General features: G+C 66.1%; 16 protein-coding genes. 3 read left to right on the forward strand and 13 right to left on the reverse strand.

Annotated elements, in window-relative coordinates; genetic code table 11:
- The first annotated feature begins 68 nt into the window (after nt 1-68).
- Together ACQR1E_RS26945 and pyk are read left to right on the forward strand one after the other, a co-directional pair.
- Nucleotides 69-665 carry a DUF1036 domain-containing protein gene (locus ACQR1E_RS26945; protein ID WP_315717570.1) on the forward strand — a complete coding sequence of 199 codons (597 nt, stop codon included), beginning with the start codon at nt 69-71 and terminating at the stop codon, nt 663-665.
- Complete coding sequence (pyk, locus tag ACQR1E_RS26950; protein WP_315753929.1) at nt 662-2,098, forward strand: pyruvate kinase; 1,437 nt, start codon at nt 662-664, stop codon at nt 2,096-2,098. The genes ACQR1E_RS26945 and pyk overlap by 4 nt, the downstream gene beginning before the upstream one ends.
- Before the next feature lie 6 nt (nt 2,099-2,104).
- On the opposite strand, the gene ACQR1E_RS26955 is transcribed toward pyk, so the two are convergent.
- The 3 genes from ACQR1E_RS26955 to ACQR1E_RS26965 all read right to left on the reverse strand — a co-directional run bounded on the left by ACQR1E_RS26955 (nt 2,105) and on the right by ACQR1E_RS26965 (nt 5,902).
- Nucleotides 2,105-3,718: a glycosyltransferase family 87 protein gene (locus ACQR1E_RS26955; protein WP_434897792.1), complete on the reverse strand. Its 1,614-nt coding sequence runs from the start codon at nt 3,716-3,718 to the stop codon at nt 2,105-2,107.
- 125 nt (nt 3,719-3,843) lie between these two features.
- Entirely contained in the window at nt 3,844-4,518 is a 675-nt protein-coding gene (locus ACQR1E_RS26960) for a TetR/AcrR family transcriptional regulator (protein WP_315717573.1), read from the reverse strand.
- A 157-nt stretch (nt 4,519-4,675) separates the two neighbouring features.
- Complete coding sequence (locus tag ACQR1E_RS26965) at nt 4,676-5,902, reverse strand: glycosyltransferase family 87 protein (protein WP_434897793.1); 1,227 nt, start codon at nt 5,900-5,902, stop codon at nt 4,676-4,678.
- Between the two features lie 178 nt (nt 5,903-6,080).
- Between ACQR1E_RS26965 and ACQR1E_RS26970 the strand changes: the two genes are divergently transcribed.
- A complete protein-coding gene (locus ACQR1E_RS26970; RefSeq protein WP_434897794.1) occupies nt 6,081-7,286 on the forward strand; it encodes an alpha/beta hydrolase family protein in 1,206 nt (401 codons plus the stop codon).
- 205 nt (nt 7,287-7,491) lie between these two features.
- Here ACQR1E_RS26970 and ftsH read toward each other — a convergent pair whose 3' ends face one another.
- The 10 genes from ftsH to tolQ all read right to left on the reverse strand — a co-directional run bounded on the left by ftsH (nt 7,492) and on the right by tolQ (nt 20,042).
- Complete coding sequence (gene ftsH, locus ACQR1E_RS26975; RefSeq protein ID WP_315717576.1) at nt 7,492-9,408, reverse strand: ATP-dependent zinc metalloprotease FtsH; 1,917 nt, start codon at nt 9,406-9,408, stop codon at nt 7,492-7,494.
- 235 nt (nt 9,409-9,643) lie between these two features.
- The gene (gene tilS / locus ACQR1E_RS26980; RefSeq protein ID WP_316166872.1) at nt 9,644-10,717 is read right to left on the reverse strand and encodes a tRNA lysidine(34) synthetase TilS; all 1,074 of its coding nucleotides are present in this window, start codon (nt 10,715-10,717) and stop codon (nt 9,644-9,646) included.
- Between the two features lie 62 nt (nt 10,718-10,779).
- The gene (gene ybgF, locus ACQR1E_RS26985; protein WP_315826697.1) at nt 10,780-11,829 is read right to left on the reverse strand and encodes a tol-pal system protein YbgF; all 1,050 of its coding nucleotides are present in this window, start codon (nt 11,827-11,829) and stop codon (nt 10,780-10,782) included.
- Nucleotides 11,830-12,031: 202 nt separating this feature from the next.
- Nucleotides 12,032-12,526, reverse strand: coding sequence for a peptidoglycan-associated lipoprotein Pal (pal, locus tag ACQR1E_RS26990; RefSeq protein ID WP_172133860.1), 495 nt, complete (start codon nt 12,524-12,526; stop codon nt 12,032-12,034).
- 279 nt (nt 12,527-12,805) lie between these two features.
- Nucleotides 12,806-13,528, reverse strand: a complete 723-nt coding sequence (locus ACQR1E_RS26995; protein ID WP_315717579.1) for an N-acyl amino acid synthase FeeM domain-containing protein — start codon at nt 13,526-13,528, stop codon at nt 12,806-12,808.
- 354 nt (nt 13,529-13,882) lie between these two features.
- Entirely contained in the window at nt 13,883-16,222 is a 2,340-nt protein-coding gene (locus tag ACQR1E_RS27000) for a putative bifunctional diguanylate cyclase/phosphodiesterase (protein ID WP_315826695.1), read from the reverse strand.
- Between the two features lie 246 nt (nt 16,223-16,468).
- Nucleotides 16,469-17,740: a Tol-Pal system beta propeller repeat protein TolB gene (tolB, locus tag ACQR1E_RS27005; protein ID WP_315717581.1), complete on the reverse strand. Its 1,272-nt coding sequence runs from the start codon at nt 17,738-17,740 to the stop codon at nt 16,469-16,471.
- Nucleotides 17,741-17,808: 68 nt separating this feature from the next.
- Nucleotides 17,809-18,843, reverse strand: a complete 1,035-nt coding sequence (locus tag ACQR1E_RS27010; RefSeq protein ID WP_315717582.1) for a protein TolA — start codon at nt 18,841-18,843, stop codon at nt 17,809-17,811.
- Nucleotides 18,840-19,319, reverse strand: a complete 480-nt coding sequence (locus ACQR1E_RS27015) for an ExbD/TolR family protein (protein ID WP_316166871.1) — start codon at nt 19,317-19,319, stop codon at nt 18,840-18,842. The genes ACQR1E_RS27010 and ACQR1E_RS27015 overlap by 4 nt, the downstream gene beginning before the upstream one ends.
- A 39-nt stretch (nt 19,320-19,358) precedes the next feature.
- Entirely contained in the window at nt 19,359-20,042 is a 684-nt protein-coding gene (tolQ, locus tag ACQR1E_RS27020) for a protein TolQ (protein WP_315717584.1), read from the reverse strand.
- Nucleotides 20,043-20,226: the final 184 nt, after the last annotated feature.

Below are 20,226 nucleotides of genomic sequence, written 5' to 3' on the forward strand. Positions count from 1 at the left end.
TCGTCATGGCGTTGATGGCCGCAGCCAAGCCCAGCGACATCGTTCAACGGTTGATATAGCGTCGCGCAATGATCCCGAAAATCTCCTCTCTCTTGCATCGCAATCCCTTCCGCCCCGGTTACGGACTGCTTTCGCTGCTTGGGTTGGCCGCGCTCTGCCTGTGGTCGTCCCCGGCGGCCGCCGATTTTCGGCTCTGCAACAACACCTCCAGCCGGGTCGGGATCGCCCTCGGCTACAAGGACGCCGAAGGCTGGACCACGGAAGGCTGGTGGAACGTGTCGTCACGCAGCTGCGAGACGCTGCTCAAGGGCACGCTGGTGGCGCGCTATTATTACATCTATGCGCTGGACTATGACCGCGGCGGTGAATGGTCGGGACAGGCCTTCATGTGCTCGCGTGACAAGGAATTCACCATCAAGGGCACCGACAATTGCCTGGCCCGAGGCTTCGACCGCACCGGCTTCTTCGAGGTCGACACCGGCGACCAGCGTGCCTGGACCGTGCAGCTCACGGAGGCCAATGAGCAGCCGGCGCAGCAGCGCGTTCCGGGTATCCCGGGCACGCTCGGGCCCGGAGGCAACGTCCCCGGTCTGCCGAATGGGCCGCAGGGCACGCCGCCGGCGGCCGCGCCGGCCCTGCCGCCAGGGCAAGCACCCAAGCCATGAGGCGGCTGCGACGCATCAAGATCCTCGCCACGCTCGGTCCCGCCTCCTCGGACAGCACGATGATTCGCAAGCTGTTCGAGGCCGGAGCCGACATCTTCAGGATCAACATGAGCCACACCTCGCACGACAAGTTGCGGGAGCTGGTGGCCACGATCCGCAGCGTGGAGGCGAGCTACGGCCGCCCGATCGGCATTCTGGTCGACCTCCAGGGCCCGAAGCTCAGGCTCGGCACCTTCGCCGAGGGCCCGGTTCAGCTCAACAACGGCCAGAGCTTCGTGCTCGATTCGGACAAGACGCCGGGCGATGTGACGCGGGTCCACCTGCCGCATCCGGAAATCCTGGCCGCCCTGCAGCCGGGACATGCGCTGCTGCTGGATGACGGCAAGGTGCGGCTGATCGCCGAGGAGACCTCGCCGACCCGCGCCGTCACCCGGGTCGTGATCGGCGGCAGGATGTCCGACCGCAAGGGCGTGAGCCTGCCGGACACCGACCTGCCGGTCTCGGCGATGACGCCGAAGGACCGCGCCGACCTCGATGCAGCCTTGAACGTCGGCATCGACTGGATCGCGCTGTCATTCGTGCAGCGCGCAGACGACGTGCTGGAAGCCAAGAAGATCATCCGCGGCCGCGCCGCGGTGATGTCCAAGATCGAGAAGCCGCAGGCGATCGACCGGCTCAACGACATCATCGATGTCTCCGATGCCTTGATGGTGGCGCGCGGCGATCTCGGCGTCGAGCTGCCGCTGGAGCGCGTGCCCGGACTGCAGAAGCAGATGACCCGGCTGGCGCGCCGCGCCGGCAAGCCGGTGGTGGTGGCAACGCAGATGCTGGAATCGATGATCCAGTCGCCGGTGCCGACCCGCGCCGAGGTCTCCGACGTCGCCACCGCCGTCTATGAAGGCGCCGACGCCATCATGCTGTCGGCCGAGTCGGCCGCCGGCAAATACCCGGTCGAGGCGGTCTCGACCATGAACCGCATTGGCGAGGAGGTCGAGCGCGACGTGGTCTATCGCTCGGTGATCGCGGCGCAGCGTCCCGAGCCGGAATCGACCGCGGGCGATGCGATCGCCGAGGCCGCGCGGCGGATCGCGGAAAATCTCGATCTTCCTACGATCATCTGCTGGACCTCGTCCGGCTCCACCGCCATCCGTGTCGCGCGCGAGCGGCCGAAGCCGCCGGTGGTCGCGATCACGCCCAATCTGGCGACCGGGCGCCGCTTGTCGGTCGTCTGGGGCGTGCACTGCGTGGTGGCCGAGGACGCGCGCGACCAGGACGACATGGTCGAGCGCGCCGGCTCGATCGCGTTCCGCGACGGGTTCGTCCGCGCCGGACAGCGCGTCATCATCGTCGCCGGCGTGCCGCTCGGCACGCCCGGCACCACGAACATGGTGCGGATCGCCTATGTCGGGCCGTCGAGCGACGCCCATATCTGAGACGACCTATTGGGTCGTATCGATCGCACCCAATCCGGCCGTGGACGGGGGCTTGAGCAGCGCGATCACCGGACAGGCCTCGATGGCAATGCCGGCGGCGCCAGGAATGCGCTCGCAGCCACGCGACGCATCGATCTGGAGGTCGTAGTCGGCGAGCACCTCGAGCCGCGGCGGGTTGTCGGCCGGGCTTCTGGACAGATACAGCGCCCATACGCCTCCCGGCAGCGGGTTGGCGAGGCCGTTGCGAACCCGGCGGTCAAGCACGCCGCCAGGCACGATCGGCACCACGAGCTCGGACAACTGATAGACGCGCGAGCCCTGTGGCAGGAACGACGTGACGTAGCCGAGCGGCTTCTGCAGCAGCAGGAATGTCGCCGGACGCTGCAGGTTGGCCGCGAGCTGCGGCCGATAGGGGTCCGACCACGACCGCCGCATCCAGTCGGTCGGCTGCGACGCCAGCGCGATGCCGAGCGCGGCCATCACCGTGACGGCTTGCGTCATCCGCCGCGACGGTGACACGTCCAGGCCAGAGCCCGCCTGCCAGGAATCGATCAGGCGGATGAGCAGCAGGACGATCAGCGGCGCCGACAACAGCTCGAGCGGCATCAGATAGCGTTGGATCGAGAAGGCCAGCATCCACAGGACGTAGCTGAGCCAGAAGAAGATCAGGAGGCGACGCTCGCGCAGCGGCAGCACCTCGCGCCGCCGCCACAGGCCGGTGACGATCAGCGCGACGAGCAGCACGATGACGATGGCGAAGCGCGGATCGCGGAACGGCCATTCCGACGAGGGATGCTTGCCGATCACCCAATAGAATGGATAGGCGAGCGCATCGAGCAGTCCCTGCGGCATGAAGCGCGTATCGACGATCGAGGCCTGCGGCGCTTCGGGCGAACGGAAGATCGTGTTGTAGAATGGAAACAGCGGGCTGCCGTAGTCGCGCGCCATCTTCAGCGCCCACGGCCCCGCGGTCACGATCGCGCCGGCCGCACTGCCGGCCCCGAACGCGACGATCGCGCGCCACGGCCGCGCCACCAGCAGCAGCGACACGCCCGCTCCGACCAGAAACGTCGCATTGGTGAGCTTCAATCCCGTGGCCGCGCCGATCAGCAGGCCCGCGGCGACGAAACGGCGGCCGCGCGCGTCATCTTCCCCGAAGATCAGCGCGATGCCGGCGAGGATCGGAATGGTCGTCAGAATGTCGGCGAAGCTGGTGCCGACCTCGGACAGCGCCATCGGACTGAGGGCGGCGATGATGAGAGCGGCGCTGAGCGTGGATGCGTCAGCCGCGCGCCCGAGCAGCACGCGCGCGACCCAATAGACCAGCGCGAGATTGAGGCCGTGCAGCGCGCCCAGCGCGACGCCCCACCACGGCGCCTCGAGCCCGTGGCGGACCGCGTAAGGCAGCAGGTAGATCAGCGGATTGAGGAAGCTCTGAAAGCCGCCGGGCGCCACATCGACATCGAAGCGGCCGTGCAGCAGCGCGAAGCCGGCATAGTCGTGATAGTTCTGCCAGTCCCAGTTGATATCCTCGCCGGCGAGATACGCATAGACGGCGCCGGCGGCGGCCGATCCGGCGATGACGAGGCGCGTCGCCAGAGGGTTGCGTGCAATCGACATCGTCCGAGGAGACACCTGGAGTGAGGCAAGGGCGGCCTCTCGCAGCGCGCCAGCCCCCACCATCGCCGCGACGGGTGAATCCTTGCTTAAGCGCGGCCTTGCCCGACAGGCATGGGTGACGCGGACTACGCGCCGACCAGGCTCCTGACCGGCAGCACGGCCTGCACGACGAGACCGCGCGCACGCGCATCCATGACGCCGACCGCGCGCAGCGCCAGCAGGGTGACCGCCTGAACGGTGTCGCGGAGTTTGGCAGGGTCGTCGGGATTCTCGGTCGCCAGCGGCCCCACCAGCGCCTCGTGCAGCGCGCCGAGCAGCGCGGTCGCGGCCAACTGGGTGTCCTGCGCCGGAAGGTGGCCGGCGCGGACGGCCGCGTCGATCCGCGAGGCGATCTCGCCGACGATCTCGCGGCGGCTCGCGATCCGTGACGCCGTCACGTCGACGTCGACCGGCTCGGCCAGGATGCCCCAGGCGAGCTTGCGCTGCGACAGGATGTGCACTGCCACCGTGGATACCGCGGCAGCCAGGGCCGAGGACGGCCCAGGCGCGGCATCGGCGGCGCGCCGCACGGCAGCGAGCTCGTCGCGCGAGACTTCCGCGATCAGCTCCGAGATCAGATCGGCCTTGGAAGGAAAGTAGCGATAGACGGTGCCGGCTGCGACATTGGCCCGGATCGCCACCGGGGCGATCTGGACGGCCGACATGCCGCCTTCCGCAGCAGTCTCGCGCGCGGCTGCGAGAATCGCACTGCGGCGGGCCGCCAGCCGCTTCACGACCTGATGGGTTCGCCGATAGACCATGGCGTTTCTCGTCCCGGACGCGCTCGTCCAGGGCACCCGGCGAACGCTGGTTCAGTATTTTTGGAGGATCGACCTCACAAATGGCTGGGAAGAACTGAACACCTGTTCAGGCGATAAGACAAGAGAAATCATGACCCTGCGCTGCGCGATCGATGGGTCAGGCGTGCGCGAGCGCCCTGCCGGCGGGCGCCGGCTGCCGACGCCACCACGAGCCGGCGCGCGCCAGCACCAAGCCGGCCATGATCAGATTGGCGGCGAGCCCAAGCGGAATCCCGGACAGCATGAACGTGATCTGAAGCGCCGCGATGCCGCCGAGCGCGGGCAGCTCGTAGCGGCGAAAGCCCTCGGCGAGGCCGATCCGCACCAGCCACGCCACGGCGATGGCCTGAACCATCATGTCGTACATGAACAGATAAGGCGTCGTCAGCAGCAGTCCGACGGCCAGCGCGGCCGCCTTCAGAGCATAGCGCACGGGGCTGCGCCACAGCATCACCAGCACGATCGCAACGGCCGCGGTCAGCACCCATTGGAAGGTCCAGCCGAGCGCTTCCGAGCCGCCGAAATAGCGGACCAGCGAAAACAGGCTCTGCAGCTTCCACCAGGTCGCCTTGCCCTCGGTCAGGAACGCCTGCGAGAACATCGGCAGCCAATGCAAGAAGGCCTGCCAACTCTCCAACCCGAAGGCGAGCCATGACAGCAGCGCCAGCACGATGGCGGTGACGCTCGCAGAGATGAAGGCTGTCCAGCGCTGGGTGGCGATCAGCACGATCGGGAAGAGCAGGCCATATTGCGGCTTGTAGGTCAGCAGGCCGAGACAGATCCCCGCCAGCACCGGCCGCACCGGCAGCAGATAGAGTGTGCCGCCGACGAGCGCGGCGGTGAGGCATCCGTTCTGCCCGACCAGAGCGTTCGAGAACAGGGCCGGAAAGCCGGCTGCGAGCAGCAGGCCGAAGCCGCGGCCGACGATCGCGCGCATCGCGAGCGCATAGGGAACGAAGCTGGCATAGACCCAGCCGACAAAGGCGAGCGTGTAGGGAAACTGCGCCAGGAACGCCGCGACGAACAGGAATGGCGGCGGGTAGTGCCAGGCGAAGTAGCCCGGAAAATCCTGCCGCAGCAGAGCGAGCTCGACCTGGCGCTGCACGTCCCAGTCCCAGGCCAGCGCCGGATGTCCCTGCAGCGCGAGCTTGCCGGCCGCCCAGACATTGACGAAGTCCGTCGGAATGCCGAGCCCGGCCTGGTCCCAGATCCAGGTGCCCGACCACAGTCCGGCCGGGAAGAACGAGGCGTTGATGCAGGCGAGCGCAAAGCAGGCCGCGAACAGGCCGAGCGGAACGTCACGACGCTGCGATGGGATCGCGGCGGCATCAGGATTGTCGGCCATCTGGACCTCGCCCCGCGCTGCATGGATGCATTCCCGATCGAGACATAGGCGCGGACGCTTGAAGAAGGCTTAAGCGCGGGCAGCGGCGCGCGACTGCCGGCGCCGCACCGATTGTTTACTCGCAAACTGTATCGCAGGGGTCCGAATGCAACCAACGGCGGCAGGCCGGGGAGATCCCATGTTCGTTCATCGCGCTCTCATCGCCCTGCTCGTCTGCGTCATTTGGCCGGCCGCAAGCCGCGCCCAGGACAAGGGGCCCGTGCGCGTCTCCTCCGACGTCAGCTATGAATATCTGGCCCGCTGGGACGTCGCCCGGCTGAACACCATCCTCACCGTCGACACGCCGAAATTCGCGGGCGTTTCGGTGACCTACACCCCGGCCCGCAACGCCGTCCGGCTCTATCGCGTCACCTATGCGTCCGTCATCCCCGAGCGCGGCAACAAGCCGATCACGGCGACCGGCCTGCTCGCGGTGCCCGAGACCGGCGAGACCAGCCTGCCGATGGTGTCCTATCAGCACGGCACGGTGTACGGGAAGCAGGAGGTGCCGTCGTTTCCGGAGCAGTCGCCCGAGACCCAGCTGATGATCGCGCAGTTCGCAGGACAAGGCTATCTGCTGATCGGCGCCGACTATTTCGGGATGGGCATCTCGACCGAGCCAGAAGGCTACATGGTGAAGGCCAGCCATCAGCAGGCCACCTACGACATGCTGCGGGCGAGCCGCGCGGTGCTCGACCAGATGAAGCTGACGAGCGCCAGGCTCGACATCGCCGGCTGGTCGCAAGGCGGCTTCGTGACCATGGCCTTTCTCGAGAAGCTCGAAAGCGCCGGCGTGCCGGTGACGGCGGCGGCGACCGCGAGCGCTCCTGTCGACGTGTCCGTGGCGCTCAACGGCTTCCTCAGCTTCCCGCGCAAGAACGACGCCGCCTGGGTCAATTCGCTGTTCATCCTGTCGGCGTTCGCGTTCGAGAACTACTATGCGGTGCCGGGGCTGGCGCGCTCGGTGATCAGCGACAGCTACTACGATGTGGCGCGCAAGGCCTATGAGCGCGAGCCCTTCAACGTCGCCGACGTCCCGACCGATCTGCACAAGCTGCTCAAGCCCGACTATTTCGATGCGGAGTATTTCGCGGCGTCGGCCTACGGCCGCCTGGTCGCGCAGACGCAGGCCTATCGCTGGATCATCAAGACGCCGGTGCGCAACTATTACGGTGAGACCGACGAGGCGATCTCGACCGGTCTCGGCCGCCTGGCGATGACCTACCAGCAGGCGATCGGGGCCGGTAACAGCAAGGTCGAGGCGGTGTCGACGGGACCGACCAGCCATCGCGGCACGTTCGCGACCGCCGTCCCGCAGTGGAAGGCCTGGTTCGACAAGCCGTGATGCGCGCGGCGCCGCTGGATGCGGTCCGCGGCAACCCCGTCAACACACGGACTTCTCCCACGCTCATAACCCGCGGTTCGGACCACCGCCGGCACCGATCTCCAAGCAAACAAAAGGCCCGGCTGCAAGCCGGGCCTGTCGTTTCTCTTAATCTTCCGGATCAGACGGGCTGACCGCCGGATGTCCGTTGCATATCAACCCTGGCTCACGCCTGAGGCTGCGGCTCCAGGCCCGGATCGGGCCGCGGCCGCGGCTTGCCGGCCGGCGGCACGGCCGACGCCCGTGGCGTCGACGGCTCGATCGCCGATTCGCGGTTCGGCTTCTTGCCCTTCAGGAGGTCGTTGATCTCCTCGCCGGTCAGCGTCTCGTATTCGAGCAGCGCCTGGGCGATCGCTTCCCAGTCGTCGCGCTTCTCGGTGATGATGCGGCGCGCCTCCTGCTCGCCGGCCTCGATCAGGCCGCGAATTTCGGAGTCGATCAGGCGGGCGGTATCGTCGGAGATGTTGGTCGAGCGCGCCACCGAATGACCCAGGAAGACCTCCTGCTCGTTGCTCTGGTAGCGGACGCGGCCGAGCTTGTCGGACATGCCCCACTCCATCACCATCGCACGAGCGAGGTTGGTGGCCTGCTGGATGTCGCCGGTGGCGCCGTTGGTCACCTTCTCCGGACCGAACTTCTGCACCTCGGCCTCACGGCCGCCGAACATCATCGCAAGCTTCGAGACGCACCACTCACGGGTATGCGAGTGGCGGTCGGCCTCGGGCAGCGACTGCACCATGCCGAGCGCGCGGCCGCGCGGAATGATGGTCGCCTTGTGGATCGGGTCGTGGCTCGGGACGTTGAGGCCGACGATCGCATGTCCCGCCTCGTGATAGGCGGTCAGCATCTTCTCTTCCTCGGTCATGACCATCGAGCGGCGCTCGGCGCCCATCAGCACCTTGTCCTTGGCCTCCTCGAACTCGGACTGCGTTACCATCCGCTTGTTGCGGCGGGCGGCGGTCAGAGCGGCCTCGTTGACGAGGTTCATCAGGTCGGCGCCGGAGAAGCCGGGGGTGCCGCGGGCGATTGTCTTGAGGTTGACGTCCGGCGCCAGCGGCACCTTGCGGACGTGAACCTTGAGGATCTGCTCCCGGCCGATGATGTCGGGGTTCGAGACCACGACCTGGCGGTCGAAGCGGCCGGGACGCATCAGCGCCGGATCGAGCACGTCGGGCCGGTTGGTGGCCGCGATCAGGATCACGCCCTCATTGGCCTCGAAGCCATCCATCTCGACCAGCAGCTGGTTGAGGGTCTGCTCGCGCTCGTCATTGCCGCCGCCGAGACCGGCGCCGCGATGACGACCAACGGCGTCGATCTCGTCGATGAAGATGATGCAGGGCGCGTTCTTCTTGGCCTGCTCGAACATGTCGCGGACGCGGCTGGCGCCGACGCCGACGAACATCTCGACGAAGTCAGAACCCGAAATGGTGAAGAACGGTACGTTGGCTTCGCCGGCCACCGCACGCGCGATCAGCGTCTTGCCGGTGCCGGGAGGGCCGACCAGCAGCACGCCGCGCGGGATGCGGCCGCCGAGCCGCTGGAATTTGCCGGGATCGCGCAGGAATTCGACGATCTCCTGCAGGTCCTGCTTGGCCTCGTCGACGCCGGCGACGTCCTCGAACGTCACCCGGCCATGCGCCTCGGTCAGCATCTTGGCGCGCGACTTGCCGAAGCCCATCGCCTTGCCAGCGCCGCCCTGCATCTGCCGGGAGAGGAAGATCCAGACGCCGATCAGCGCGATGAAGGGCAGCCACGACACCAGCAGCGACACGAACCACGGCACGTTGTCGCCGGGCGGCTTGGCCTGGATGTTGACCTTGGCGTCGTACAGGCGCTTCACGAGGTTCGGATCGCTCGGCGCGTAGGTCTGGAACGACGAGCCGTTCTTGAAGGTGCCGTGAATCTCCGGCCCCTGGATCACGACGTCGCGCACATTGCCCTGATCGACCTCGGTCAACAGCTGCGAGAAGTTGATGTCGGTCGACGACGCGCGTTGCCCCGGGTTCTGGAAGAGTGTGAACAGCGCCAACAGCAACAGGACAATAATGACCCAAAGGGCGAAATTGCGCAGATTGGCGTTCATCGATTTTCCTTCGTGGTCGCGCGGATCGCGGCCGTTCGTCCTCGGACTCATCCCTGGGTAGCCACGAGGGAATCCCCCGGTCGACCATCTCGTAATCTAGGTACCACTCGCCGCAATGCCAAGGGAACTAGAAAGGACTATTTATCGCATCCTAGCCCGATTCCCGCTCAAAAAATGGCGCGGGAAAGCGCCGCCAAGGCAGGTGGTTAAGCGTCCGCGAAGGCGGTGAACCGCTTCAGACCCCGCGCGACCGCCGCGGCGGCGCGGGCGTGATGCGGATCGTCTCTCTCGTCATGCTTACCAGTGCACCAGCCAGGGTCTGTTTTAGCCTGCCCGGAGCAGACGTACCACCATCTGCGATCTCCGCAAGAGTCCGGTCCAGCCGCGCCAGCAGCGACTCTGCCTTGCCGAGTTCCACGGGACCTTCGGTTCCAACGCGGTTGATCGCGCGCATCAGCAGCCGCAGCCTGATTTCGGCTGGAAGTGCGACAAAGGCGCGCGCCTCGAAGGTCTCGCCGTGAATCGCGCCCACCGGCCTGCTCCCGGCCGCGCGCAGTGCAAGATAGCGTTCGGCGCCATCCACCATCAATTCGATCGCGGCATTGGCCCGTCCGAGCCGGTCGGCCAGCGTCGCCAGCGTCCGGGCATCGCCGCCCTCGGCGGCCAGAGCCGGCATCAGGGCGCGCAGCCGCGGCCGGGTGAAGGCGGGATCTTGATTGGTCGGATCATCTGCGAAAGGGATGCCGGCCGAGCGCAGCGTCGCCACCAGCCTGGCCTTGGCAACGTCGAGCAGAGGCCGCGCCAGCAACAGCCCTTCACGCTCGCTGAGCGGTGCCATCGCCGCGAGCCCCGCGATGCCGCTGCCGCGCAAGAGTCGCATCAGCACGGTCTCGGCCTGGTCGTCACGGGTGTGGGCGGTGACGACGTGTCCGGCGCCAGCCTGCCGCGCGGCGCGTGCCAGCAGGCGATATCTTGCCAGGCGCGCCGCTTCGGGAATCCCAGTGTCCGGCTTCTCATCGTTCCAGCGCAGGGTCCGGTGTGGAATTGCCAGCCTGCGCGCGGTCTCCTTCACCATGCGGGCTTCACGGGCGGACTCGCGCCGCAGCGCATGGTCGACCGTCACGGCCACAAGGCGCGGCCCCTCCGCGAGCCCCGCGCGCCACTGCGCCGCGAGCCACATCAGAGCCATCGAATCCGGACCGCCCGACACGGCGAGCACCAGCGCGGGCGCCCCCGAAAGCGGGGCGAACAGGCGCTCGGCTTCGGCTGCGGAGATCGCAGGATCGGCTTCGGAACGGGCCTTCGACATGGCGCCGCAGCCTACCCGCCCCGCCGATTATAGGCGAGAGGCTCCCCCTCGCCCGGGGACGTTCAGCACTTCACCCGCTTCTGCTCGCGATCGACGGTCGCCTTCACGCCCGCCGAGGCGCGCGGATATTTACGCGTCACTTCGCCGAACGCGGCGCAGGCGGCCTCCTTCTCCTTCAGCGCGGCCAGCGACTGGCCGAGCCGGAGCAGCGCATCCGCCGCCTTGCCCGACTTCTCATATTTCGTCGTCACGGCGAGGAAGACCTCGGCGGCATCGCGATATTGCTGACGCTGGTAGAAGCTCTCGCCGAGCCAGTATTGCGCGTCGCCGACCATCGGATCGTTCGGATATTTCTGGGTGAAGTTGCGCATCGTCTGCTCGGCCAGCGCGTAGTCGCGGCGCTGCATGTAGCCGATGCCGAGGTCGTATTCGTCGCGCGGCGTCTGCCGCGGCGGCGCGGTCTCCAGTCCGCCAGCGCCGGGAGCGGCGGCCGGCGGAGCACCCTGGGGATAGCGACCGCCCGTGTTGGCGAGAGTCGTGGGATCGCCGGCGGGACGGCCGGCGGGCTGGCCGCCACCCGGCTGGATCGGCAACTGGCCGCCGCCGAGCGCTTGCGGGGCGCCGGGAGCCGTCGGATTCTGGCTCGGATCGAACGCATCGCCGCGGCGGCCCCGGCCAGGGGCCGCGGGCTCCTGGACGATTTGCACCGGCGCGCCGGCCTGCGGCTGCGCGTAGCCCGGCTGCTGCTGGGGATAGGCCTGTTGCGGCTGGCCGTACGGCTGCTGGCCATATTGCTGCTGGCCGTTGGCCGGCTGAGCAGCCTGGCCGTAGGCGGGATTGGCCTGCGCCGGCGCGGCCGCGGTCGGCTGCGCCGCGGCGGCGCCCCCAGGTGCTGCGCCCTGCAGTTGTCGCAGCCGCTCCTCGAGCTGGCGATTGCGATATTGCAGCTCCTCGTTCTGACCGGTCAGTTGCCGGAGCTGATTTTCGAGCCGCTGAATCCGGATCTCGGGATCATCATCATCGGTCTGGGCGAGCGCCCGCGACGAAAATGCCTGGCACGAGAAAATGACGAGCGCGGCGAGGATCGCGGCGGCGCTCCGTGGAAGAAACATGAACGACATGCTGCCCTGACGACCAGATCGGCGAGACGTTGAAAACAGGCCTGTGAGCGTGGCTGTAAAGCAGAAATGCGACGGATACAAATGACGTTCAAGCGAAGAAAAAACCAAGTCCGGCCGAGACCCGCCGACAACAAACGATGAAGCCGGCGTCGATGGGCGACGCCGGCTTCATCAGCAACGGATTCGTTCAGCTTTATGAACTGGCGTTCAGGACCGTCACCGCACGGCGGTTCTGCGACCAGCACGAGATGTCGTTACAGACCGCCACCGGCCGCTCCTTGCCGTAGGAGATCGTGCGCATGCGGCCCTGGTCGATGCCGCGCGACGCCAGGAAGTTGCGGACCGACTGCGCGCGCCGCGCGCCCAGCGCAATGTTGTACTCGCGGGTGCCGCGCTCGTCGGCGTGGCCCTCGATCGTGAAGGAGTAGCGCGGATAGCTCTGCAGCCACTGCGCCTGCTTCTCCAAGGTCGCGATCGCCTGCGGCGTGAGATCGGTCTGATCGCTCTCGAAGAAGACGCGATCGCCGACATTCACGACGAAGTCCTGCTGGCTGCCTGGAGTCGCAGCGCTGGCCATCGCCCCGTCGGCCCCGGTGAGATTCTTGTTGGCGCAGGCGCCCATCGACAGCGCCACGGCCAGCACGGCGGCCAACTTCAATCCCTGGAGGATACGCATCTGATATTTCATTCCCGGAGCCTCCACGCTCACGTTCTTAGACTGCCATCCGGTCTACAGGGCGATGGTTAAGCGAACGTTCCGTCAACCTTGATGGGGTCTTGCCGAACCCCGTCAAATGCTAACGAAACCCGAAAAGCGACCGCGATGGTTAATGGGTTGTAAATGTGGCGCCAGGGTGAAGGCAAGCCGCTCAGCGCCTGCAGCAGGGCGCTTTTTCGCTGATTTTTGCATCGCTGCCACGGTGCGAACCGGCCGGACGGCCGAACTGGCCCCGATATCGGCCGACGATCAGCCAGCCCTCGCGACCGCGTGAATCCTGAACGAATCAGTGAAGGCGTCCGGCGCCGGACGATCGAACAGCATCCGTCGCTCGAACGCGCTCGATCGCATGAACGGAAAGCGCTGGAACACGCGATCGCGGATCGAAGGATAATGCGCCGCCACCAGGCCGACCGGCTTGGTGAGACCGGAGTAGAGCCGCGGTTCACCCCATGGTTCCTGCAGGAACACCTTCTTGTAGAACGCACGATGCTCGGGGCGCACGTTGGCGAGACCGATGTCCGCATTGAAATGGGCGCAGGCAACGTAGCCGAGCCGGACGGTCACATAGGGAAGCGCCGGAAACAGCCGCGCCTTCTCATGGTCGGCGACGAACCGAGTCGGGTCGATGATGACCTTGCCGCGATCGAGCTCGGGATGCAGCAGGTCGGCGAACATGTCCGAGGACAGCGATCGGCGCCATTGCGAGTTCAGCACGCTGATGCGGATCGAGCTGTAGAGCTCGCCATTGACGTAGACGCCGAAGATGAAGCTGTTGGGAAGATCGTCATATTCGTCGCTGACGCGTTCGCTGGGCGACGGCAGGATGGCGCCTTCACGCAGGTAGGCGCGGTAGCGCAGCCGATAGATCTCGTCCTTGTCTTCAGCAGTCAACGCCAGTCGATAGTCCACGTTCTCCAGCACATCCGACTTCTGCTCAGCAACGGCACTCACTCTAGCCGCCGACTTCATCCGCAACCCCTTTTCACACAACTCCTACGAGCAGTATGAGCTTAACAGCGGGTTAATGCCGACGCAAAGCTTTCGCCGGTACAAAGTTAACGGCACGTAGAATCCCGGAGGCGTAACCGTGACTTACGGGATTGGATGCTACGCTGGACGATTGCTTCGGATCACTTGCGTATCAAATCGAAACGGATTCGCTTGGCATGCACGTGCGATGTTTCCGAACGATGCGACGTGGGGTTGTTACATTGCCATTCCCATACGAGCCATGCTCGGACCGGCGGGATGCTGCGCACAGAGCCGCCTTCAGCACTGGTCGGTCTTTCCCGGCACCACCGCATCAAGGCGGAGGTCGGGCGATCAAGCGATCGAACGTGTCCCGCCGGCGGCCGCGATCGCCCCGTCGCTCGAACGGCGCCCATGCGATGCATTCAGGAGCTGCCGGATGCGGATGGCGGGGACGGGCCGGCTGAACAGATAGCCCTGCGCCTCGGTGACCGTACCGTCGGCGCTGACCAGTTCGAGCTGCTCGTTGGTCTCGATGCCCTCCACCACCACCGACATGCCGAGATCGGCGGACAATCTTGCGACACCGCGCAACAGGGTCAGCGGCCGATCGCTGTCGATTCCTTCGAGGAATGAGCGATCGATCTTGACCTTCTCCAACGGGAAGTTGTGCAGATAGCTGAGGCTCGAATAGCCGGTGCCGAAATCATCGAGCGAAATACGGACCCCGAGCATGTGCAGCTGCGACAGCACATCGTGGGTGAGCTGAGTGTTGCGCAACAGCGAGGATTCGGTGATCTCGATCTCGAGCCGATGCGGCGGCAGCCCGGACACTTCGAGCGCGTAGCGGACCTCACTGAGCACATCGCGCTGATGGAACTGCTGCGGCGAGAAGTTGACGGCGACGCTGACCGCATCCGGCCATTTCATGCATTCCAGGCAGGCCTTGCGCAGGATCCAGCGGCCGAGATCAACGATCAGGCCCATGTCCTCGGCGACGGGAATGATGTCGACCGGCGAGACCGTGCCGCGCACCGGGTGGTTCCAGCGCAGCAGCGCCTCGCAGGTCGAGATCTTGCCGGACTTCAGGTTGACCAGCGGCTGGTAGAACAGCTCGAACTCCTCGTTCGCCAGCGCCTTGCGCAGGTCGAGCTCGAGGATGCGGCGTGCTTCCACCGTCTGGGCGAGTTCATCGCGGAAGAAGCAGAAGGTGCCGCGTCCCTCCGCCTTGGCGCGATACAGCGCCATGTCGGCATTCTTCAGCAGGGTGTCGGCGCTGATCCCCGGCGCGGTCATGGCGATGCCGACACTGGCGCCGATCTCGACCAGGTGATTGTCGATCTTGTAGCGCTCGCTGAGCTGGTCGACGATCCGGCGCGCCAGCATCGCCGCGTCGTCGTTGGAGCGGATGTTGCGCTGGAACACCACGAACTCGTCGCCGCCGAAGCGCGCGACGAAGTCTTCAGGACGCAGCATGTCGCGCAGCCGCTCGGAGACCGCGCAGAGCAGTTGATCGCCGCAGGGGTGGCCGAGCGTGTCGTTGACCTGCTTGAAGCGGTCGAGATCGACGAACAGCAGCGCGGACAATTCGCCGTGCCGCTGCGGAATCCTGAGCAGCCGTTCGATCTCGTCGCGGAAGCTGACGCGGTTCGGCAAGGTCGTGAGCTCGTCGTAGCGCGCCAGATGCGAGATGCGCGCCTCGGCATGCCGGCGCTCGGTGATGTCCTCGAGCAGGACCACGGCGCCGCCGTCGGCCATCGGCTGGAAGGTCCAGGACAGCGACCGGTCGCGCGCGACGTCGGGATCGCTGGTAATGACATTATGGGTCTTGGTGTGCTCGATCTCGGCCAGGATCAGCCGGCCGCTCGAAGCGGAGATCGAGCCTGCAATCACGCAGGCGTTGATGATGTCGGCCGCCTTGCCGCCACGCTGCAGGATGTCATCCGGCAGGCTCATCATCTGGCCGAAGCGATGGTTCATCACGGCCAGACGCCCGTCGGAGCGGAACATGCACAGGCCGTGCGGCATGTTGTTCAGAGCCGTATCGAACTGCTTGGCCAGTGCGGCCTCGCTTTCGCGCGCCACGAAGGCCTGGACGAAGATCCGCTGCAGGTTGGTCGAGATGTGTTTCAGCGACACGAAGAACAGGACGCAGAACGCCGCCATGCCCAGGTAATAAGGGCTGCCGTGGATCGCGAGGGCCACTGCGAGCGGTCCGCAGGCGAGCAGGATCTGGACGTGGAAGATCCAGGGCCGCCCGTAGGTCCGGCCCGCGCCCGCCGACATGTAGCAGAGCGTCACCGTGATCGCGATCAGGTGCACCACCGGGTCGCTGTTGTCGACCAGGGCGACCACGCACCAGACGCCGAGCACCAGCGCATAGATCATGGCGCCGATCTGGTAGCGAACCTCCCAGCGCTCGACCGCCTCCTGCGTGAGGCGGCCGTTGTCGCACAGGCTTCGATAGTAGCGCATGTCGAGCGAACGGAACGCCCCTGCGATGATCAGCATCGCGGCACACGGCCACAGATTGACGTCGCCGCTCTTGATCGCGGTCATGACGGCGGCGACGGCGGCGCAGAGTGCGCCGGCGAACATCGGGCCGGGATCCTGGAAGAGGGAGTCGACGAGAGCCGCCTGGATCGCAGGCGACAACTTTCGATCGTCTTCTCCGTTCTGAGTGGCAAGCTGCATTCGTGCGCACGCGTCCTGTTCGGTGCACAAACATTACCGCTCGCAGGTGAAGTCTTTCTGAGGGAACATCGTTAGCGGAGCGTTTCCGCGTTCGCGAAGTGCACGAATTCGCTCGAAAATTCAGAGAACTAGGCAAACACTACCCGGCTACTACAACTAATAGTTCTGCCTTTCCATAGAACACGCATCGCGCGACTGGAAAAATCGCGTCCACCACGACGTGAGCGGGCCCAGAGGCTCGCTCCATCACGACAGCAGCGGCGACCAAGCCGGATCCGAGGCGAAGCCCGGCGTCGGCACCTTCTGCTCGAAGCGGCCGGAGACGTCGATCGAATATAGCGAAGGACCAGCGGTGCCGCCGGGGTCACGGAAGAACATCAGCACGCGGCCGTTGGGCGAGAAGGTCGGCCCTTCGTTGTGGAAGCCGGCGGTGAGGATGCGCTCGCCCGAGCCGTCCGTCTTCATGATGCCGATCGCGAATTGGCCGCCGCCCTGCTTGGTAAAGGCGATGAAGTCGCCACGCGGCGACCACACCGGCGTCGAGTAGCTGCCCTCGCCGAACGAGATGCGCTGCGCTGCGCCGCCACTGGAGGACATTACGTAGATCTGCGGTTTGCCGCCGCGATCGCTTTCAAAGCAGATCTGGCTGCCGTCCGGCGAGTAGCACGGCGAGGTGTCGATCGCCGGCGTGTCGGTGAGCCGCGTCGTCGTGCGCGAGCGCAGATCCATCACGAACAGGTTGGAGTTGCCGCCCTGCTGGAGGCTGAGGATGATGCGCTGGCCGTCCGGCGAGAACCGCGGCGAGAACGACATGCCGGGGAAGTTGCCGACGATCTCGCGCTGGCCGGTCTCGATGTTGAACAGATAGACCCTCGGGTCACCCTGCCCGAACTCCATGTAGGTGATTTCCTGGCTCGACGGCGAGAACCGCGGCGTCAGCACGAGGTCGGCGCCGCGGGTGAGGTAGCGGACGTTGGCCCCGTCCTGATCCATCAGCGCGAGCCGCTTGACGCGCCGCTCGGACGGGCCGCTCTCGTCGACGAACACGACGCGGCTGTCGAAATAGCCCTTCTCGCCGGTCATCTGGGTGTAGATCTGGTCCGAGATGATATGTGCGATGCGCCGCCAGTATTCCGGCGCCGTCACATATTGCTGGCCGGTGAGCTGCTGGCCCGAGTTCGGGTCCCACAGCCGAAACTCGGCCTTCAGCCGCCCGTCCGGCTGCCGCGTCGCGCGGCCGGTGACGAGCCCGCGCAGATCGAGCGGCTTCCAGCTCGCGAATTGCGGCGGGGCCTCGAAATTGCTGATGCGCTCGGGAAAGGCGGCCGGGTCCACCGGCGCGAACAACCCGCTGCGCTTGAAATTGTTGGTAATCACCTGTGCGATACCGTTGCCGACATCGGCGTCACCGGCACCGCCGGGCACGAATGGCGGAATCGCGATCGGGATCGGCTTGAACTCGCCAGGGCCGATAATCACACGTTGCGCGAACGCGGGCCCCGCGCCCAAGGCTGCCATGGCGGCTCCTCCGCCCAGCAGAACCTGGCGCCGCGTGGTGGATCCTATCTTGCGCGTCGGAGGTGTCGTCAAGTTCGGCCTCGCATCGAATTCATCATTTTGAGGTTGAATGTCGCGGGTATCAACTTCCACTCATTGTACCGGTTCTTCGGCAGAAACGCGTAGGGCGCACAGTTCTCGACCGCACGCTTGGCATTTTCCGCCATGGCCAGGCTGACGGTACGGGACGGTCCGGTCATGCCGACGACGGCGGGAGCAGCAAAGAGCGATCCATCCGGCCGTAGCTGGATATCGAGATCAACGGAGATCTTGTCTTCATCCACGCCGCTATAGGGCGCATTGAAGCAGCGGGTGACCGCCTCCTGGAACGCGGCCTGCCAGCTCGCGACATTGGCCTCTGCCGTTCCTCGCACCGAGCCCAGCGCCGCATTCGCATTGATCTCGGATCCCGTGACCGCCTGCCGCGTCGGATCTTTCTGATTGATCAAGCTCGCCATCTTCTCGGCGTCGAACTTGCGCTCGCTCTTGTGCTTGGGCGGCTCCGGCGGCGCGGCGGCGGCCTGCGGCTTCGGCGGCTGCTTCGCCTTGTCCTTGTTGAGCACGCTGGCGATCTGGTCCGGATTGAACGGGTCCGGCTTCTTCTCCTCCGGCTTCGGCTTCTCGGCCGGCGCGGGCTTCGGCGGCTCCGGCTTCTTCTCGGCCACCGGCTTCGGCGTATCCGGCTGCTTCTCGACCGGCTTCGGCGGATCGGGCTTCTTCTCGACCGGCTTCTCCGGCTTGGGCTGCGGCTCAGGCGCGGCGTCGGTCTCGGTGACCTGCTTGGTATCGACCTTGCCGACGATGTCCTCGGTCGGCTTCTTCTCGCCGATCTTGTCGGCCAGCAGCTTCTGGGATTCCTTCTTGCCCGTCAGCGCGCCGGCCTTGGCCTTCGAGCTGTTGTCCTCCGAGATCACGTCGACCGGCACAAGGTCCTCCGGCGGCGCCACCATCGAGCGCGCGGAGAAGCTGAACAGGCCCCAGCACAGCACGAGCACGTGCAGGGCGACGGACAGCACTGTCCCCTTGCGCGTGCGCACGAACCGGATGAGGTCCTTCGACGTCATGAGCCCTGATCCGGCAGCACGACGATGCTGGCGCGATAGCCGGCATCGCGCGCCAGGCCCAGCACCTTCATCATGTCGGAGTAGCAGGCGTCGCGATCGCCGCGGATCTTGACGACGTTGTCGCCGCCGCCGGCGCCCACCTCCTTCATCGCCTTGATCTTCGGCCCAAGTTCGTTGATCGCGATCGGCGAGTCACCGAGATACACGTCCACCTTCGACGCGCAGCCGCCGCCGGTCTTCTTCACGGTGACCTCGAGCGGTGGCTTGGCGTCGGCCGTCGAGGCCGAGCCGCCTTGCGCCTGGGGCAGGTCGACCTGGATGTTGACGGTGAGCAGCGGCGCCGCGACCATGAAGATGATCAGCAGCACCAGCATGACGTCGACCATCGGCGTGACGTTGATCTCCGCCATCACGGCCGCCTTGCGCCGACCGCGGCGACCACCGCCGCCGGACGCGCTGCCCATGCTCATGCCCATGCTGTGGTACTCACGATCCGGATGCCACTATACCTGCCCTCATCCCCGCTCGTCGATCTGACGGGACAAGATGGCCGAAAATTCATCTGCGAAGCCTTCCAACCGCTGCGCCTGCCGGTTCACCTCCGAAGAGAACTTGTTGTAGAAAATCGTCGCCGGGATGGCCGCGATCAGGCCGATGGCTGTGGCGAACAGCGCCTCCGCGATGCCCGGCGCGACCACCGCCAGCGAGGTGTTCTTGGAGGCCGCGATCGCCTGGAAGCTGGTCATGATGCCCCAGACCGTGCCGAACAGACCGACGAACGGGCCGGCGGAACCGACCGTGGCGAGCACCAGGAGACGGCGTTCCAGCCGCTCGACCTCGCGCGCGATCGACACGTTCATCACCTTCTCGATGCGCATCTGCAGGCCGGCGAAGGAGCGCGCGTGGCCCTCGAACGAGCGCTTCCACTCGCGCATCGCCGCCACGAAGCACGCCGCCATGGACTGCGTCGGCTTCGCCGATAGCACCCGGTACAATTCCTCGATGGATTCCCCGGACCAGAAGGCCTGCTCGAACCGGTCCATCGAGCGGCGGGTCCGCGAGAACAGGAACATCTTGTCGATCGCAATCGCCCAGACCCAGATCGAGCAGGAGATCAGGCCGAGCATGATGATCCGAACCACCCAGCCGGCATTGCCGAACAGATCGATCAGGGACAGGCCGCCGCTATCGACAGACATCTGCAGTATCCTCTCAACCAATCATCCCGGGATGCCCGGGACCATGCAGCCGCCGTTCCATGCCGGATGCCGTCGCGGCGGAAAGCGCCTGCGCGAGAAAACCCTGAACTGATCGCTTTAAGAGGCCCGCCGAAGCCATAAGCGGCCTGCTTCCTCTGCCAACGTGTCAAAACAAGGGCTCTTG

This window comes from Bradyrhizobium sp. HKCCYLRH1030, from assembly GCF_051168395.1.
Classification (GTDB): Bacteria; Pseudomonadota; Alphaproteobacteria; order Rhizobiales; family Xanthobacteraceae; genus Bradyrhizobium.

Excerpts from the sequence above, each read along its gene's own strand:
- ACQR1E_RS26945 (WP_315717570.1), top strand. The coding sequence starts at position 69 with ATGATCCCGAAAATCTCCTCTCTCTTGCATCGCAATCCCTTCCGCCCC.
- pyk (WP_315753929.1), top strand. The coding sequence starts at position 662 with ATGAGGCGGCTGCGACGCATCAAGATCCTCGCCACGCTCGGTCCCGCC.
- ACQR1E_RS26955 (WP_434897792.1), bottom strand. The coding sequence starts at position 3,718 with ATGTCGATTGCACGCAACCCTCTGGCGACGCGCCTCGTCATCGCCGGA.
- ACQR1E_RS26960 (WP_315717573.1), bottom strand. The coding sequence starts at position 4,518 with ATGGTCTATCGGCGAACCCATCAGGTCGTGAAGCGGCTGGCGGCCCGC.
- ACQR1E_RS26965 (WP_434897793.1), bottom strand. The coding sequence starts at position 5,902 with ATGGCCGACAATCCTGATGCCGCCGCGATCCCATCGCAGCGTCGTGAC.
- ACQR1E_RS26970 (WP_434897794.1), top strand. The coding sequence starts at position 6,081 with ATGTTCGTTCATCGCGCTCTCATCGCCCTGCTCGTCTGCGTCATTTGG.
- ftsH (WP_315717576.1), bottom strand. The coding sequence starts at position 9,408 with ATGAACGCCAATCTGCGCAATTTCGCCCTTTGGGTCATTATTGTCCTG.
- tilS (WP_316166872.1), bottom strand. The coding sequence starts at position 10,717 with ATGTCGAAGGCCCGTTCCGAAGCCGATCCTGCGATCTCCGCAGCCGAA.
- ybgF (WP_315826697.1), bottom strand. The coding sequence starts at position 11,829 with ATGTTTCTTCCACGGAGCGCCGCCGCGATCCTCGCCGCGCTCGTCATT.
- pal (WP_172133860.1), bottom strand. The coding sequence starts at position 12,526 with ATGAAATATCAGATGCGTATCCTCCAGGGATTGAAGTTGGCCGCCGTG.
- ACQR1E_RS26995 (WP_315717579.1), bottom strand. The coding sequence starts at position 13,528 with ATGAAGTCGGCGGCTAGAGTGAGTGCCGTTGCTGAGCAGAAGTCGGAT.
- ACQR1E_RS27000 (WP_315826695.1), bottom strand. The coding sequence starts at position 16,222 with ATGCAGCTTGCCACTCAGAACGGAGAAGACGATCGAAAGTTGTCGCCT.
- tolB (WP_315717581.1), bottom strand. The coding sequence starts at position 17,740 with ATGGCAGCCTTGGGCGCGGGGCCCGCGTTCGCGCAACGTGTGATTATC.
- ACQR1E_RS27010 (WP_315717582.1), bottom strand. The coding sequence starts at position 18,843 with ATGACGTCGAAGGACCTCATCCGGTTCGTGCGCACGCGCAAGGGGACA.
- ACQR1E_RS27015 (WP_316166871.1), bottom strand. The coding sequence starts at position 19,319 with ATGGGCATGAGCATGGGCAGCGCGTCCGGCGGCGGTGGTCGCCGCGGT.
- tolQ (WP_315717584.1), bottom strand. The coding sequence starts at position 20,042 with ATGTCTGTCGATAGCGGCGGCCTGTCCCTGATCGATCTGTTCGGCAAT.